Source organism: Streptomyces sp. NPDC052079 (assembly GCF_040680275.1).
Lineage (GTDB): Bacteria > Actinomycetota > Actinomycetes > Streptomycetales > Streptomycetaceae > Streptomyces.
In genome coordinates this window covers 172,775-187,241 of sequence record NZ_JBFAWL010000007.1, presented here as the reverse complement: position 1 = coordinate 187,241, position 14,467 = coordinate 172,775, and the positions used below count along the sequence as shown (strand labels likewise).

The following is a 14,467-nucleotide window of genomic DNA, read 5'->3' as shown; positions in this document are numbered from 1 at the left end:
TACATCCAGTGTCGTCCTCGTGTCAGTACTGGTCAAGCGGCCTGAATCGTCGGTTCAGGCGGCGACGGGGACATCGCGGGCGCGTCCTCGGCAGTCCCGGCAGCGCCCGGGAGCGGGTGAGCGGAAGGCACGGTCACAGCCGTCGCAGGTCTGGAAGGGGAGGACGGCCGGGCGTTCCTCCGGGTGCGGCACCGGGAGTGGTGGCGCGGGCAGTGGTGTGTCGCGCAGGCGGAAGGCGAGGATGCCGGCCGGGCGGGCGTGCAGCCGGTCGGGGAGGCTCGCGGTCAGCAGCTTGATGATCTGTACCGCCCCCACCCCCGCCGCGAGCCACCGGGAGACGTCCGGTGCCAGCCGTGCGGCCTCCTGGATGGACAGAACGAGGCGGGGATCGACGCGGCGCAGCGCGGTGAGTACGGCGACTGCGTCCGGGTCGGCGTCGGCGAGGGGCGCCGCGTGACGCTCGGGCTCCGCGTCGAGGGGCGGTGGGGCGTCTTCCGGGGCGGTGTCCCGCTCCGGGGAGGGTGTCTTCGAGGGACCGTCCGGATCCGTGTGCGGATCGACGCCCGGTACGTCGTAGAAGTAGGTGCGCGTGCGGATCCGGCCCGTGGACAGCCGGACGCGGCGGCGCTCCAGGTACCCGGCCTCTTCCAACTCCCTCAGCGCTCGCGAGATCAGGATCTCCCCCTCGGTGAAGTGCGCGCACAGGGCGGCGATGCTCACGGGAGTGCCGTCGGGGAGGGAGAGGATGTACACCGCCACGCCGATCGTGACCGCGCTGCCACGCCGCTGGGCGAGTGCGTTGGAGATCACCGTGAAGTCGGCGGTGAGCCGGGTGCGGACGTGGATCACGCCGGAGGTCGGAGCTCCGGCGTCGGCGCGCAGGCGCGCGTTAGACTGCGGGTCAGCCATTGGGAAGGCGCTACTTCCTGATCGGTCAGGCCCTCGTTCGGGATGCCAGTCCCGCCCGGGGGCCGTATTCGTTTGTGGTGGTTGCGGCGAACGTAGCCGTGCGCGTCCCGCACCTGCAAGCCAGTCACCCGCACGAGTGACGCGGGCATTCCGGCGGGGAGGGTGGGCGGGTGGGTAGTTCTTTCTCCCGGTTCTTTGGGGAGGTCAGCGGCCCACCGGGTCCTCGGCGACGAGGTACCGGCGGGCCGGGACGACGGGACGTGACCGGTGCCTGGCCGGCTCAGATCCGGTGACGGCCGGCTTTCAGGTCGCCTATGAAGGCGGTCCAGGAGCTGTTCGACAATCCGATGGCGGGGCCGTGCGGGGTTTTGCTGTCACGGACGGGGACGACGTCGGGGATCCGTCCGCCACCTCCACGCAGTCCCCGCCTTCCTGATTGCTGTAGCTGCTCTTGCGCCACGCGACGCCGCCGAGATCGGGACGGAACTCCACGGTGGTTGTCCTCCATCACGGATCGGATCATGTCGAGGGACATGAGCGGCGGCAGGGCTGCCGCACGTAGCTGATGGTAGGTCAGGGCGAATTCCCTGACCTGGTCCGGATCCTCGATGAGTTGGCCGTAATGCGCGCCTTCCGTGTAGGCCACGTCGGAGCCGTCCGGCAGCGTGAGAATCGTCAGTGAGCCGCCCATCGCGTCATGTTCACCCCGGTCGAACGGCAGCACCTGAACGGTGATGTGCCGCTGCGAGGCGGCCTCGAGCACCCTGGCCAACTGGGCGCGCAGTACCGCGCGTCCACCAATCGGACGTTTCAGTACTGCCTCGTCCAGCACGACCCGCAGAGCCGGTCTGTCGTCGGAAACGAGCCGTTCCTGGCGCCCCATACGGGCAGAGAGCCTTTCCTCAAGTTGCGCCTCGCTGGTGAGTGTGACTCCGACACTCAGGACTGCCCGTGCGTAGTCCTCCGTCTGTAGCAGACCGGGAACCACGTGGGCCGCGTACTGGCCGATGAACACCGTACGTTCCGAGTACGTCATGAACTTCCGCGACCAGTCCGGAAACGTCTCCCGGTACACGTACGGCCACAGCTCGACGAGCAGGTTGTCCGCACCGAGCGCCGCATCCAGCGCCCGCGCCAGTTCCAGCGTCGGTTTCGCTCCCGACGCCCGCTCGATCTGCGTGATCCGTGTGCTCACCACGTGGGTCCGCGCGCCGAGTTCCGCCTGTGTCAGCCCCGCTGCCGTACGGAGTCGGCGTACCCGCGCGCCGAACAGTGCGGCCATGGACGTACTGGGGTCAATTCCCTTGGCCAAAGGGGCACGTCCGTCCTTTACGAACCGAAAGGTAAGGCTGTGTCACCTTCCGAGCGTAGGACGATCCGACGACCCTCGAGTACGGAACGTGATGACTCGCGAGCGCAGCGAAACAGCTACAGGCAAGGACGGAACCACCCGTGCTCACAAGAACGACCACGACGACCACCACCACGCGCGAGGCACAGTTCGCCTCCACAGCCCGTGGAGCCCGAACCGCCCGGCGGCTGTCCACCCGGTGGATGGAGGAGTGGGGCCACCCGCCGGCGTCCGACGCCTCCTGCGCGGTCGCCCTCGTCGTCGGCGAACTCGCCGCCAACGCCGTACAGCACGGCCGCGTAGCGGGGCGGGACTTCCACCTCCGGCTCGTGCTCGACGCACGCCCGGGCCTCGTCCGTATCGAGGTCGCCGACGCCGCCGCCGGCAAGCGGCCCCCCGTTGCCCCGCCTCCGACATGCCCCGACGGCGAGTCGGGCCGGGGACTGTTCCTGGTGGACGTCCTGGCGGAGCGCTGGGGCTGGGAGCCTCGGACCCGGTGGGTAAAACCGTCTGGGCGGAAGTACAAGCTTGTCCGCGTACAACCATCCAGGGGGGATGAGCGTCCAAGATCGCAGTTCAAGCGTCCGTCGACGGGACGCTTCCGGGACCTCGGAGAATCATGCCCTCCTCACGCACCGTCCTGGCCGCCACGGCCGCACTCGCTACGGCACTCTGCTCGCCGCTCTTCTTCGCCCCCACGGCCGGTGCCGCACCCGCCAAGCTCGCCGACGACTTCAACGGCGACGGCTACCGCGATCTGGTCATGCTGGGCGGGACGCACGGCAAGGACGGCCGGGTCACGGTCGTCTACGGCACGTCGACCGGCCCGGGCACGCGCGTCCAGGTCATCCACCAGGACTCGGCGGGCATCCCGGGCGCGGTGGAGGAGGGCGACCAGTGGGGCTTCGCCGCGACCAGCGCCGACCTCGACCGTGACGGTTACGCCGATCTGGTCGTCGCCTCGCCGGGTGAGGCCGTCGGTGACATCCAGCTGCGCGGCGGACTGACCGTCGTATGGGGCGGTGCGAAGGGCCTGGGCTCGGGCACCGTCTTCCACTCGCCCATCGCCCCGGAGTACGCGGGCTCGGGCGACTCCTTCGGTGAGGACGTCGTGGCCGGTGACTTCGACGGCGACGCGGACCAGGACCTCGCGGCGGTCAGCCACAGCCGGGCCGGCGCGATCCTTTTTCAAGGGCCGTTCACCCGCAGCGGCGGGAAGGCCGGCTGGCAGAGCCTCGGCGAGGACTACGAGTACCTGCACGCCTCCCAGCTCGCCACGGGCCGGGTCACCGCGGACGCCGCCACGGACCTGTACATCCTGGGCTCGGACCTCGGGGACGACGACGAGGCCATGGGTGCCTTCTTCCACCGCGGAGGCGCGGGCTTCGCCCGCCTGGCCGGCAAGCTGCGCGTACCGGACGACCTCGGCCACCAGGTCGGCGGCGGCACGGTCACCACCGTCGGCGACTTCGACAAGGACGGTTACGGCGACCTCGCCATCGGCCGCGGCTACGAGAACCCGGACAAGGGGCGTGGATACGTCACGGTCCACTACGGCGGACCCTCCGGCCCGAACACCGCGCGCAAGCCGGTGACGTTCACGCAGAACACCGCGGGCGTACCCGGCGGTTCGGAGGACGACGACCACTTCGGCGCCTCCGTCTCGGCAGGCGACGTCAACGGCGACGGCTACGCCGACCTCGCGATCGGTGCCCCCGGCGAGGACCTCGTGGGCAAGCGCGACGCGGGCATGGTCACCGTGCTGCTGGGCCGCGCGGGAGGCCTGTCCGGTACCGGGGCCAAGGCGTACGACCAGAACACCTCCGGTGTCGCGGGCGGTATCGAGAACGACGACTACTTCGGCTGGAGTGTCAAGCTCACCGACTACACCCGCGACGGCCGCGCCGACCTGCTCGTCGACACCAACGACTGGCTGGACAGCAGCCGCCATGGCATGGTCCACCTGCTGAAGGGCTCGGCCTCCGGCACCACCGGCACGGGCTCGAAGACCTTCACGGTGAACACCCTCAAGATGTCCTACAAGACCCTGAGCGGCCCCTTCCCGCACTGAGCCCACTCAGCCCACTGAGACTCACCTTCGCCGCGGCCGCACTCGGCTGCGGCCTCGTCCCCTCCTGGACCATCCCTCCTGGGCCCCGCCCCCCGATCGCCGTCCGATGTCCGCCTCCCTTCTCCCTTCCTTCCCCCCTTCCTTCGACCTTCCCTCCGCCTATCCTGAGCCGCGAGCGGCGAAGGTCGAATCGGTGATCGAGGGACGGGGCGGGGGCCATGGCGTTTCGGGGGGCGAATCCCGAGGACCTGGAGCAGTTGGCGAAACTCCTGGACGGGCGCGGTGGCGTGGAGGACCGTCTCGACGAGGCCTTCACCCGGGCCGCCCGTCTGGGGGTGAGCGGGCAGCTGGCACCCTTGAAGCCGATGCGGTCCTGGGCCCGCGACGAGGCCAAGGACCTACGTAAACGCGCGGTCCTTCTCCGCCTGGAGAACGGCGACCCGACGGCCGGGCTGCTGTGGGCGGGCTTCACCGCGGAGGACCTGGAGAACTACCGGGGCGAGGGCATCAAGCCGGAAACGTTCCTGCTGGCCAACTCGGTGGCGGCGAGCGGCGACCCGAAGGCCCGGGAGCTGGCCCGGCAGCCGGGGGAGAAGCTCGGCGACTGGATCGTACGGCTGGAAGCGCACGCCCTCGCGAAGATTCCGGGCCTGGAACCGCACGAGGAGACCCTCACCGAGCTCATCAAGTTCGGCAGCGACGCGTTCAACGTGGCGGCCGCGACCCAGGTCTCGGTGGCGAGCGGCTTCTCCGGCACCAAGGTGATCCTCGGCAACGCGGTGAAGACCGGCAAGCTCGGACCGATGAAGGACGCCCTCGCCGCACGCTGGACGGCGGCGGGAAGCAACCCCATCCTGCGCTGGGCGGGCAGCAAACTGGGCAGCTACAACCCGCCCATCCGCTCGCTGTCCGCCCCCGGCAGCTGGCTCCCCGGCCAGCTCGGCACCATGGCGTCCCGGAGCCCGACGTACCAGCGGGTCGCCAACGTTCCCTTCAGCTCCGGTTTCCTGGGCGACCGTTGGGGCGGCGGATGGGACATGCTGCGCCAACGCGGCTTCATGAACGCCAAGCTGCTGGGCTTCACCCCCAACCAGGCCATCAACCTCTTCGCAGGGTCGGACGACGTGGCCCGCATGTACGGCGGCCTGATGCACTCCGGGCAGGCGGTCGTCCGCGCGGGACAGGCCAACCTGCTGACGGTCGGCAAGGCCGGTGGATTCAGCGCGGCGGCGAAGACCGCGGGGCTGTGGCGCGGGGCCGGCATCGTCGGCTCGGCGGGCGCGACGGCGTTCTCGATAGCCAACATCGCCACGATGGACCACGCCAAGGAGTGGGAGAAGAGCAAGGCCGGCTACCTGGCGAACTACGCGGAGGTCGGCTTCAACGCCTCCCTGACCGCGGCGATGGTCGCCCCCAACCCGGTCACGATCGGCCTCGCTGTGGGCACCGGCCTGGTCTACGGGGGCCTGAAGGTCGTAGAACACTGGGACGACATCACGGAAGGCGCGGAGAAGGCGGCCGACTGGGTGGGCGACAAGGCCAGCGACATCGGCGACGGCATCGCCGACGGTGCCAAGAAGCTGGGCAGCGCGCTGAACCCGTTCGATTAGCGAACTCCATCGACCAGAGATGAGAGCCTTGGCCACCATGGGAACGAGTAGTGACACCTTCCAGTTCGAGCTGCTGCCGTACAAGACCGAGCCGAGCAAGCGGGAGCAGCCCAAGGCCGGGGTCAAGGGAGACGTCGGCCGCTTCGGCACCGTCGTCGTCGAACGCTGCCCGCTTTTCCAGCCGCTCGCGAAGGGGATGGACACGGCACGGCTGAGCGGCCCCGCCTTCCCCGAGACGGTCTTTCGGGGGAAGCGCCGGTCGGGAAAGCCGTCGCTGTTCAAGGCGGAGCTCACCCTCGCCGGCCGGGCGGCGGAGCTGCGGTTCAACGCCAAGGCCCTGAAGCGCGAGGACCGGGTCCTGCGCATCACCTACGACGGCCGGGAGTACGTCTACTCCTCGGAGGGCCTGGGCAAGGCGCACGTCCTGGAGCGCGAGGGAGTCAGGGTAACGACGGAGCTCGGCCGGCAGATCCCACCGGCCGATATCGCACGCGCGGGCACCGCCACCGGCCCGGTGGACGCCGTCGATCTCGCCATCGCCATCGTGCTGGAGGAGGTGGACACCGACGTCCTCACCCTGGCGGGCGCCGCACTGTCGTCCCCGTTCGCCCTGATGCAGCACTTCTCGGACCGGGCGGAGTGACGGGCGGACGACACCTCAGGTCCGCGAACCCAGCTCCGCCTTCTCGGGAATCACATCGGCCAGCTTGCGCCAGATCTCCCCGGCCTCCGACCGCACCAGCTCCAGCGGAGTCTCGGGCGTGACCTGACCGGGCAGGATCGGCTCCTCCGGCTGCTCACGGATCCAGCACCCCCGGGGGCCGCAGTCCCAGACGGCGAGACTGAGCAGCATCGGGGCATGCGCACCGTCCCGCTCCCCGTCCCAGGCGACGGTGACACGCCAGTACGAGTTCAGCGAGAGGACCAGCTCCGACAGGGGGCCCGCCATCTCCTCGGACGTACCGGCACCGGTGAGCGCATCCCGAACCGCGCCGGGATCCTCCTCGAGCACCCCGAACGCGGCGTCCAGAGCCTTCAGGGTCGATACGACACGGGGCACCGCCGGCTGCTCGTCGGCACCACGGCGCAGATGCACCATCCAGGCGAGCTCGAAGACGAGGGTGCGCGGCTCGACCGGTATGTACTCCGACTCCTCCTCGCCCGGCCAGCCTTCGTGGACGATCACACTGTCCGCCCCGACGACGACCCCGTGATGCACGGGCCCCGCCTCGCCGGTGATCTCGACACTGATCGTCACCACAGGAGCCTGGATAGCCTCCACCAGCTCCCTCAGAAGCGGCGAAAGCTGCCCCTCCTCGCCGACCAGCCCGAGTTCCTGCAACTCCCCGAGCGAGGGGAAGAGCTCCGCGGCCGGCGTCTTACCCGCCGCAAGACGGGCGATCACCCGGACATGGCGGTCGGCCAGCCGCAGCCGTGACCTCGAACTGTCGTAACCGGGCATGAACACGTCCTCCACGGGCGGGCCGGCACGAGGCTAACCCAGCCGGAGTCACGTGGACGTCCCTTGTCCTTCCTCGGCCGCGAAGGCCTCTTCCTCCCCGAAGTCGGGGGCCTGGAAAGGGTTGGTCGTCGGAGGGGGCGAGGCCGCGCCGGAACCGCGCGGCTGCCCCTCCGGAGCGGAGAACAGCGAGGTCAGGTCGATGAGAGGTCTCTCTTCCTAGAGCTTGGTCATCTTGGCGTACGGGCTCAGGATGCGCATTTGGGACGAGCCGAAGTCGACGAGCGCGGCGATTCCGTCCTCGACGGAGATCACCCGGCCGAGGCCGTACACGTCATGGGTGACCTGATCCCCCGCAGCAAAGTGCTTGGGAGCCGGTGCGACAGCAGCCTTGAAGGGGCTGGTGGGCAAGTGACGCTTGGGAGCAGCAGATTTTGTCATTGCCCTCAGTATGCGCCCCCGACCCCACCATTCGCTGTGGCCGCGGTCTCCTTATTTTGTCCCACGGGCCGGCGGAGCTGCCGCAGGCACGAGGTTCAGGAGGCGTCGGCATAGGCGAGGTGGGCTCCGCAGACGGTGCAGCGAAAGAGCATGGCGGTCGCATCCTGGCCGAGGCCGCTCAGGAAGCGTTCGAGTCGTCCTTCGTCGTGCCGGCCGTCGATACGCATGTCGGCCCGCAGTCGCTCCAGCGCTCCGGGATGCTCGACCAGATCGGCGTATCCGACTTCGCCCACGAACGCGGCCGCGTCCTGGCAGTGGACGAGCCAGCGCGGATCCTGCCACGCGCGGAAGCCGGGGGTCCGGCGGGTGACCTCGTGCACGACCTCCTCGCTGACCCCGTCGAGCCCGTAGGAGTCGGCGAAGTCGCCGGCGAAGCGCTCAGCCGCGCTTCCATCAGCGATGCACCATGGACAGAACCGTGCGTCGACGTCCTGAGCGGTGTAGAAGGAAGCCGTGTAGATCCACCCTCTGGCGCGCTTGCAGCAGGCACACGTCTCGGCACCGGCGCGGATGGAGCCGGTGGCGAGCGGATCCGGGTGATAACGGAAGAAGGGCAGGTCGGCACTCATCGGCACCTTCCGGTCTGCGGCCCGGTGCCCCTTCCCCACGGATCCCATGAAACGCAGTCTGTCTGCGAGCGGGTCCTTGATCAACTGCGGGGTCGGAGTCTTCCCGACGGCGCCAGTCATCCCTCACTTTCTGTGGGGGAGCGTGACCGCGTAGGTTGTGGCTCTTCGCAGATGTACGTGAAGGAGTGGAAGTGGGCGGAACCCCCGGGACAGTGGCGCTCGCGCAGCTCGTGTCGACGACGCACGGCGTGGACGAGCGGATCGACTGGAGCGAGCTCGAAGAGACCTGGGGGACCCGGTTTCCTGCCGACTATGTCGCCTTCATGGAGATGTACGGGGCAGGGGAGCTCAGTCAGGCGATCGGCATCCTGCTGCCGGTTCCGCGGCCCGACGCCTACTCGGACGGGTCCGGGCTGAAGGACGAGACGGCGAACGCCCGCGGCACCTGGGAGATGTACGGCGGTAGGGCGGCCCTCGACGTGGACCCGGATTCCATCCTGGCGTGGGGCGTCACCAGTGGCGCAGACATCTACTGTTGGCTGACCACGGGCGACGATCCCGACCTGTGGCCCGTGCTCGTATGCGGGCGGCACACGAATCCCCACCTCCAGATCCACCCCTTCGGAATGGCGGAGTTCCTGCGCAGACTGCTCACCGAAGAGGAATTCCAGGAGGAGACGATCAGTGTCGTCCTTCCGGGAGAGCCCTCCTTCGTCAACTGGCGCGAACAGCAACGCCGTTTGGAGGCCGGCCTCGACCCGTCCACGGGGGATCCCTGGTAACAGCAGCCACTTCGGGGCGGGTTGACGGGAGCCTTGATCGGGCTCGGGATCAATAGGTCCTTCAGAGACCGGTGGCGGACTTGGCGTTGCGCCAGTGCAGCAGGCGTGCAGGACCCGGGTCTCCACGGCGCCGGGCGACGCTCCCCGTCCTGGCGAACATCTGCACACCGACATGCGCGCCCCTCGCTGCTGCAGGACACCGACCTGGCCCGCGCCACCGCCGTGCTCGGTACAGGTGTGGCGCTCCGGCCAGGCCGCCACCGTCCGGTGGAGCGGCTGGAGACGCCGCATCCAGGGAGCGGGGCGACCGGCTCGCTTCCGCTGGTTTCGTAAGCGAGAGCCAGCAACGTTTGTCAACGGCTTCGGACAACACTCGGCGATCGCACAGCTCGGAAAAGTCGATGAGAAGTGGCAACGCCGGCCGGCGTCATCGGGTTTGACGCCCGCCCCGGCAGCGAGCCAGAGTCCTGCGGTGCAGATCACCGAGCTCACCTCTGCCGAACGCCGCATCTGGGACGCCTTCCCGCGCGGCGAGGCCGTCGACTTCCGCTGCTCGCCCGACGATGATCCAGCGGAGGGGGTGAGTTGGGGACCGGAAAGGACCGTACGGGGCGAGGTACTCCGCGCCATCGTGCTCGGCTGCCCGCGCGCGGAGGACGAGGTCGCGATGCTGGTAGTCGAAGGCGCGCGGATCTCCGGGCAGTGGAATCTGCGGCACGGGAACGTCGACTCACCCCTGCAATTGACGGGCTGTTTCTTCGACTCCGCTCCCGACCTGTATGCGGCTCAGCTCGTGCAGGTGGACCTTGCCCGATCCTGCCTGCCGGGGCTGATGGCGACCGGAGCCGAGTTCGGCGGAGGGCTGGGGCTGGCTGAGTGCCGTGTCAGCGGCATCGTGACTCTTCGGTCCGCTCGGGTTTCCCGGGTTCTCTGTCTGGAGCGGGCCCAGCTGGGCACGCAGGCCGGCGAAGGACAGGAGTCCGTGTTGGAGTTGAGCCACTGCGTCATCGACGACGACATCGTGGCCGGCGGTCTGGTGGCCCATGGTGAGGTGCGCCTGGACGGTGCCACCGTCAGTGGCATGATCGATCTCGAGGCGGCGGTAGTGCGGGCTGTCGGCGGGACCGCTCTACGTTGTCAGTCTCTCTCCGTCAGTGGCGACTTCCTGGCAGCTCGTCTGGTGGCCCGCGGCGGCATCCGCCTCCAAGCCGCACGGATCGAGGGCTCGGTCAACCTGGAAGACGCTCATGTCAAGAACGTGCGAGGCGATGCCCTTGACGCCGCTCACCTTTCTGTCGGAACAGTTCTCAACGCAGGCGGCCTCACTGCTCAGGGCAGGGTGAGGCTGACCGGCGCCAAGGTCACGGGATGGATCTCCTTCATCGAGGCCCGGCTCCGCAACCCGGGTGGCGTCGCGCTGGGCATCAGCAACTGCGAGGCCGCCCTGCTGACACTCCGGGACGCCGACCCGATAGTGGGCGATGTCAAGATGCACTACTCCACATTCAAGGTCATCGAGGCTCATCCCCAGGTCTGGCCCGACCGCATACGGCTGGAGGGGCTGAACTACGAGGCACTCGCCCCTCGCCTGCCGGCCGCCCAACGACTGGTTCTGCTGATACGCGATACCGACGGGTTCGTACCGCACGCCTACGAGCAGCTCGCGGCGTCCTACCGTCAGGTCGGGGACGACGCCGCCGCGCGTACCGTTCAACTCGCCAAACAGCGTCGCCATCGCGCTACGCTCCCCGCCCATGCACGCCTGTGGGGCTACGCACAGGACATCACCGTCGGCTACGGCTTCCGCCCGATCCGGGCCGCCGGCTGGCTCTTCGCGCTGATGCTCCTCGGCACGCTCGCCTTCGTACTGCACCACCCCAGCCCGCTCAAAGCGGGTGAGGCGCCCGACTTCAACCCGGTCATCTACACCCTCGATCTCCTCCTGCCGATCATCGACTTCGGGCAGCAGAACGCCTACTCCGCCCACGGCTGGCGCCAGTGGCTCGGCTACGCGTTGATCATCACCGGCTGGCTACTGGCGACAACGATCGCAGCCGGTATCAGCCGTACCCTCAGCCGTTCCTGAAGAAGGTCGCGGTCCGCGACGTGTGGTGATGGGTGCACATGCTCGGGGTCTTGAGGCCTGTCGCGAGAGCGGATCGACTGTCAGACCCGCCTGGGATGCTCCGGGCATGGAGATGACAGTGCAACTGACGATCGACTGCTCCGATCCTCAGAGGATGGTGACGTTCTGGGCCAAGGCCCTGAGCTACGTGCCGGAGCCTCCGCCGGCCGGGCACGCCACGTGGCGTGCGTACTGGGCGGCCACAGGGGTGCCCGAGGCGGAGTTGCCGGACGGTGCCGGGGACATACCGGAGTCCATTATCGACCCTGCGGGACGTGGGCCGAGGATGTGGTTCCAGCAGGTTCCGGAGCCGAAAGTCGCCAAGAACCGGTGGCACTTCGATCTGAAGGTCGGTGGGGGCCGTGACGTCCCGCTGGACGTTCGCACACAGCGGGTCAACGCCACGGTGGAACGGCTGGTCAAAGCCGGTGCCACCGTGCTGCGGATCAAGGATGAGCCGGACATGGGGCTCTACGCCGCCGCCATGCAGGACCCCGAGGGCAACGAGTTCGACGTCGTCTGACTCCGGGCAGCCGCCTATTCCCAGCGGGAACAGGAGCGTCGTCGGATGCTTGAGGATGGCGGCAAATGGAGCTGATTCACACGGTAAGTGACTGTTTCGGTCGTAGGTTGGTGGGGACTCGCACTGCACGCCGCCGGAGCACGGAGGCTCCGCCCGGCGGACCGGGTGAAACAACAACTCCGGCGTCGTCCGCCATGAGTCCTCCCGCCTGAAGTGGCTCGCCTTCCGTTCACCTCCCTGCGCGTGAGGAGCAGTGATGACAGCAGACACCCGCTCCACCTCCGACCTGCGAAACGATCCGCTCGTACGTGGCCTCGGCTGGGCCAGTGCGCTCCTGGGCGTGCCCCAGGTCGCGGCTCCGGCGGGCTTCGCGCGGGCCCTGGGCGTGGGCGACGACCCCCGGCACCGGTCGGCCACGGCCGCCGTCGGCGTGCGCGAACTGGCGGCGGCGACCGGGCTGCTGGGACGGCCGCATCCCGTCTGGCTCTGGGGGCGCGTCGGTGGCGACCTCATGGATCTGACGCTGCTCGCCCGCGCCTTGAAGAACCACAACGGTCGCGGCCTCGGACGCACCGTCGCTGCGACGGCCGCGGTCACCGCCATCACCGCCACTGACGTCTACGCGGCCGTGACCCGCACCCGTGGGAGCACCCTCATGGAACTGACCGCGGCCACCACCGTCGTCCGATCCCCGGAGGAGGCGTACACACTCTGGAAGGACCTGGAGCGACTGCCGGACTTCATGGTGCACCTGGACGAGGTGCACGTGACCGGGCCGCGCACCAGTCACTGGCAGGCCAGCGCACCGTTCGGCAAGACAGTCGAATGGGACGCCGAGATCACCCAGGACCTCCCGGGCCAGCTGATCGCGTGGCGGTCGCTGGACGGTGCCGACATCGACAACTCCGGCGAAGTCCGTTTCGTGCCGGCCCCGGGCGACCAGGGCACGGAGATACGGGTGTCCCTGCGCTACGAACTGCCCGGAGGAGCGGCGGGCGCGGCGGTGGCGCGCTACTTCGGCGAGGAGCCACACCAGCAACTGGATGACGACCTGCGCCGCTTCAAGCAGATCGCGGAAATCGGTGAGGTCGTCCGCTCCGAGGGCGCACCCGGCGGCAAGCGGGCCCGGGGCGAGTTCCCGCAGCACCCGGCCCGGCCGCTGACCGAGGACGAACTGAAGGAGGCCCTGGGATGAAGGCCAACTGCTGGACGGGACGCAACTCGGTCGAGGTGCAGGACGTCCCCGATCCGTCGATCCTGAACAGCCGCGACGTCATCGTCAAAATCACCTCGACGGCGATCTGCGGCTCCGACCTCCATCTGGTCGACGGCTACGTGCCGACCATGGAGAAGGGCGACATCCTGGGCCATGAGTTCATGGGAGAAGTCGTCGAGGTCGGCCCCGGCATCAGCGACGGCAAACTGCGCGTCGGTGACCGGGTCGTGGTGCCCTTCCCCATCGCCTGCGGCGCTTGTGCGTCCTGCCGCGCGGAACTGTACTCGTGCTGCGAGAACAGCAACCCCAACGCCGGCATCTCGGAGAAGATGTTCGGTCATCCCACCTGTGGCATCTACGGGTACTCACATCTCACTGGCGGCTTCGCCGGCGGCCAGGCCGAGTACGCGCGGGCGGTGCTCGCCGACGCCAACGCCCTCAAGATCGAGTCGGACCTGACCGACGAGCAGGTGCTCTTCCTGTCCGACATTCTGCCGACCGGGTACATGGGCGCCGACATGTGCGACATCAAGGAAGGTGACGTCGTCGCCGTCTGGGGCGCCGGACCGGTCGGCCAGTTCGCCATGGACAGCGCCCGGGTCCTGGGCGCGGAAAAGGTCATCGCCATCGACAAGGAGACCTACCGCCTCGACATGGCTGCCGCTCAGGGCTACACCACCATCAACTTCGAGGACACCGACGTACGATCCGCCCTGCTTGAACTCACCGGCGGCCGTGGCCCCGACAAGTGCATCGACGCGGTCGGCATGGAGGCCACACACGGCGCCTCCCACGTCCACCTCTACGACCGTGCCAAGCAGGCGGTCCGCTCCGAGACCGACCGGCCGCACGCCCTGCGCCAAGCCATCATGTCCTGCCGGAGCGGCGGCGTGGTCTCGGTCATCGGCGTCTACGGCGGGATGATCGACAAGTTCCCGGCGGGTGCCTGGATGAACAGGTCACTGACCCTGCGCACCGGACAATGCCACGTGCAGAGGTACATGCAACCGCTGCTGGGCATGATCGAGCAGGGCAGCATCGACCCCACCCGGATCATCACCCACCGACTGCCCCTCACCGAGGCACCGACCGGCTACGACCTCTTCAAGAACAAGAAGGACCACTGCGAAAAGGTCGTCCTCACACCGTGAGGGATGCACCGACGAACTGCCGGCGCTCACCTGGGCCCCGGAAGCAGATCCGGACCATGATCCAGACCGGCGCCGGGGCAGGGTGTCAGCCTGACGTCTTGCAGATGATCGCTGTGGCGACGAAGTCAGGACCCGTGCTGCTGTAGGCGGTGAGGCGGCGCTCCGGGTCGGCTGACGGCGTTGGCGTCGGGCATCCCGAG

13 protein-coding genes and 3 pseudogenes are annotated in these 14,467 nt (G+C 68.7%); 9 read left to right on the top strand and 7 right to left on the bottom strand.

The features are described from left to right. Positions 1 to 54: 54 nt before the first annotated feature. From AB0L56_RS14630 to AB0L56_RS14615, 4 genes and pseudogenes are all read right to left on the bottom strand, one after another. Positions 55 to 909 carry a hypothetical protein gene (locus AB0L56_RS14630; RefSeq protein WP_365423001.1) on the bottom strand — a complete coding sequence of 285 codons (855 nt, stop codon included), beginning with the start codon at positions 907 to 909 and terminating at the stop codon, positions 55 to 57. A 280-nt stretch (positions 910 to 1,189) separates the two neighbouring features. Further along, positions 1,190 to 1,258, bottom strand: coding sequence for a hypothetical protein (locus AB0L56_RS14625; protein WP_365423215.1), 69 nt, complete (start codon positions 1,256 to 1,258; stop codon positions 1,190 to 1,192). Between the two features lie 77 nt (positions 1,259 to 1,335). After that, a pseudogene (locus AB0L56_RS14620) lies at positions 1,336 to 1,401 on the bottom strand (DUF397 domain-containing protein); the annotation flags it as partial. An 82-nt stretch (positions 1,402 to 1,483) separates the two neighbouring features. After that, a pseudogene (locus tag AB0L56_RS14615) lies at positions 1,484 to 2,191 on the bottom strand (helix-turn-helix transcriptional regulator); the annotation flags it as partial. Positions 2,192 to 2,361: 170 nt separating this feature from the next. On the opposite strand from AB0L56_RS14615, the pseudogene AB0L56_RS14610 reads away from it, so the two are divergent. From AB0L56_RS14610 to AB0L56_RS14595, 4 genes and pseudogenes are all read left to right on the top strand, one after another. Then, positions 2,362 to 2,819: pseudogene (locus AB0L56_RS14610) on the top strand (ATP-binding protein). A 60-nt stretch (positions 2,820 to 2,879) separates the two neighbouring features. Further along, positions 2,880 to 4,331 carry an FG-GAP and VCBS repeat-containing protein gene (locus AB0L56_RS14605; RefSeq protein ID WP_365422999.1) on the top strand — a complete coding sequence of 484 codons (1,452 nt, stop codon included), beginning with the start codon at positions 2,880 to 2,882 and terminating at the stop codon, positions 4,329 to 4,331. Positions 4,332 to 4,549: 218 nt separating this feature from the next. Beyond that, positions 4,550 to 5,941 (top strand): PE-PGRS family protein, encoded by a 1,392-nt coding sequence (locus tag AB0L56_RS14600; protein WP_365422996.1) that lies wholly within the window; start codon positions 4,550 to 4,552, stop codon positions 5,939 to 5,941. Positions 5,942 to 5,978: 37 nt separating this feature from the next. Then, positions 5,979 to 6,584: a hypothetical protein gene (locus AB0L56_RS14595; protein WP_365422994.1), complete on the top strand. Its 606-nt coding sequence runs from the start codon at positions 5,979 to 5,981 to the stop codon at positions 6,582 to 6,584. A gap of 15 nt (positions 6,585 to 6,599) precedes the next feature. On the opposite strand, the gene AB0L56_RS14590 is transcribed toward AB0L56_RS14595, so the two are convergent. The 3 genes from AB0L56_RS14590 to AB0L56_RS14580 all read right to left on the bottom strand — a co-directional run bounded on the left by AB0L56_RS14590 (position 6,600) and on the right by AB0L56_RS14580 (position 8,470). Further along, entirely contained in the window at positions 6,600 to 7,403 is an 804-nt protein-coding gene (locus AB0L56_RS14590) for a hypothetical protein (protein WP_365422991.1), read from the bottom strand. Between the two features lie 216 nt (positions 7,404 to 7,619). After that, positions 7,620 to 7,841, bottom strand: a complete 222-nt coding sequence (locus AB0L56_RS14585) for a hypothetical protein (protein WP_190166483.1) — start codon at positions 7,839 to 7,841, stop codon at positions 7,620 to 7,622. A 95-nt stretch (positions 7,842 to 7,936) separates the two neighbouring features. Then, the gene (locus AB0L56_RS14580; protein ID WP_365422988.1) at positions 7,937 to 8,470 is read right to left on the bottom strand and encodes a CbrC family protein; all 534 of its coding nucleotides are present in this window, start codon (positions 8,468 to 8,470) and stop codon (positions 7,937 to 7,939) included. A 191-nt stretch (positions 8,471 to 8,661) separates the two neighbouring features. On the opposite strand from AB0L56_RS14580, the gene AB0L56_RS14575 reads away from it, so the two are divergent. The 5 genes from AB0L56_RS14575 to AB0L56_RS14555 all read left to right on the top strand — a co-directional run bounded on the left by AB0L56_RS14575 (position 8,662) and on the right by AB0L56_RS14555 (position 14,267). Continuing rightward, positions 8,662 to 9,252, top strand: coding sequence for an SMI1/KNR4 family protein (locus AB0L56_RS14575; protein ID WP_365422985.1), 591 nt, complete (start codon positions 8,662 to 8,664; stop codon positions 9,250 to 9,252). Positions 9,253 to 9,724: 472 nt separating this feature from the next. Next, positions 9,725 to 11,338 carry a membrane-associated oxidoreductase gene (locus AB0L56_RS14570; protein ID WP_365422982.1) on the top strand — a complete coding sequence of 538 codons (1,614 nt, stop codon included), beginning with the start codon at positions 9,725 to 9,727 and terminating at the stop codon, positions 11,336 to 11,338. Between the two features lie 106 nt (positions 11,339 to 11,444). Beyond that, positions 11,445 to 11,900 (top strand): VOC family protein, encoded by a 456-nt coding sequence (locus AB0L56_RS14565; protein WP_365422979.1) that lies wholly within the window; start codon positions 11,445 to 11,447, stop codon positions 11,898 to 11,900. Between the two features lie 256 nt (positions 11,901 to 12,156). Continuing rightward, on the top strand, positions 12,157 to 13,095 hold the full coding sequence (locus tag AB0L56_RS14560) for an SRPBCC family protein (RefSeq protein ID WP_365422976.1): 939 nt from the start codon (positions 12,157 to 12,159) through the stop codon (positions 13,093 to 13,095). Next, positions 13,092 to 14,267, top strand: coding sequence for a zinc-dependent alcohol dehydrogenase (locus tag AB0L56_RS14555; protein WP_365422973.1), 1,176 nt, complete (start codon positions 13,092 to 13,094; stop codon positions 14,265 to 14,267). The genes AB0L56_RS14560 and AB0L56_RS14555 overlap by 4 nt, the downstream gene beginning before the upstream one ends. Positions 14,268 to 14,467: the final 200 nt, after the last annotated feature.

What these genes read in the sequence shown, in the direction of transcription:
- AB0L56_RS14585 (WP_190166483.1), bottom strand. Translation starts at nt 7,841, where the DNA reads ATGACAAAATCTGCTGCTCCCAAGCGTCACTTGCCCACCAGCCCCTTC.
- AB0L56_RS14565 (WP_365422979.1), top strand. Translation starts at nt 11,445, where the DNA reads ATGGAGATGACAGTGCAACTGACGATCGACTGCTCCGATCCTCAGAGG.
- AB0L56_RS14630 (WP_365423001.1), bottom strand. Translation starts at nt 909, where the DNA reads ATGGCTGACCCGCAGTCTAACGCGCGCCTGCGCGCCGACGCCGGAGCT.
- AB0L56_RS14605 (WP_365422999.1), top strand. Translation starts at nt 2,880, where the DNA reads ATGCCCTCCTCACGCACCGTCCTGGCCGCCACGGCCGCACTCGCTACG.
- AB0L56_RS14555 (WP_365422973.1), top strand. Translation starts at nt 13,092, where the DNA reads ATGAAGGCCAACTGCTGGACGGGACGCAACTCGGTCGAGGTGCAGGAC.
- AB0L56_RS14595 (WP_365422994.1), top strand. Translation starts at nt 5,979, where the DNA reads ATGGGAACGAGTAGTGACACCTTCCAGTTCGAGCTGCTGCCGTACAAG.
- AB0L56_RS14560 (WP_365422976.1), top strand. Translation starts at nt 12,157, where the DNA reads ATGACAGCAGACACCCGCTCCACCTCCGACCTGCGAAACGATCCGCTC.
- AB0L56_RS14580 (WP_365422988.1), bottom strand. Translation starts at nt 8,470, where the DNA reads ATGAGTGCCGACCTGCCCTTCTTCCGTTATCACCCGGATCCGCTCGCC.
- AB0L56_RS14600 (WP_365422996.1), top strand. Translation starts at nt 4,550, where the DNA reads ATGGCGTTTCGGGGGGCGAATCCCGAGGACCTGGAGCAGTTGGCGAAA.
- AB0L56_RS14590 (WP_365422991.1), bottom strand. Translation starts at nt 7,403, where the DNA reads ATGCCCGGTTACGACAGTTCGAGGTCACGGCTGCGGCTGGCCGACCGC.